The organism is Leyella stercorea (assembly GCF_021531655.1).
On the sequence record NZ_JADYUF010000114.1, the window covers coordinates 1 to 675 of the forward strand.

The 675-nt window shown below is 35.6% G+C and carries 1 protein-coding gene; it reads left to right on the forward strand.

Translation table 11 applies throughout. The annotated features are described in order from the left end of the window. Nucleotides 1–127 precede the first annotated feature (127 nt). Complete coding sequence (locus tag I6E49_RS14260; protein ID WP_235403146.1) at nt 128–574, forward strand: DUF3800 domain-containing protein; 447 nt, start codon at nt 128–130, stop codon at nt 572–574. The last annotated feature ends 101 nt before the right edge of the window (nt 575–675 follow it).

The following is a 675-nucleotide window of genomic DNA, read 5'->3' on the forward strand; positions in this document are numbered from 1 at the left end:
ATGACAAGAGATTGGCTGCACTTAGAGAGTATGCTCAAACGGCTTGAATTCTAAATCCGAAACTTGAGTTAAAGAGGCTTTAACCGACAAGAAATATTATATTGATCTAACAATACCATTGTTTTCCGTGTCAATTCAAGAATGGTATGAAAGAACTAGGGAAAAAGATACTGTTCTTTTTGATTCTTCTGAACCATTCTATGCAAATAAAGAGTTTATGGAACACCTAAGAGATATGGATGTGCCAGAAACTGTTGTGGGATATGGCAAGGATAAGCACGTCTATCCTCTGCCTGTTGGCAATATGGAAATCGTTAAGTCTCACGAGGCGTTTGGAATACAGTTAGCGGATGTGTTTGCAAGTGCATTGTGCTTTGCTCTTACACCGCGAGAAGATAAGTTCGTGAAGTATCAAGATAAGATAAAATCGCTGCCAATATTCCAAAATATTAAGCTAAATATAGCACCTTCTACTAATGACTTTATTGAAGAAAGGATGAAGGAAACTGCCGAAATTGATCCTTTGGATTTTCTTTGCGAACATAGTGATGAGATAACCCCCGAACAAAATTAATTTTTTATGGATTATACAGAATTAAGTAATAACCTGAGTTCGGGATAAGAAAGTCTTTGTAAAAGTTGGTAATCTCAATAATTTTTAGTACCTTTATGATT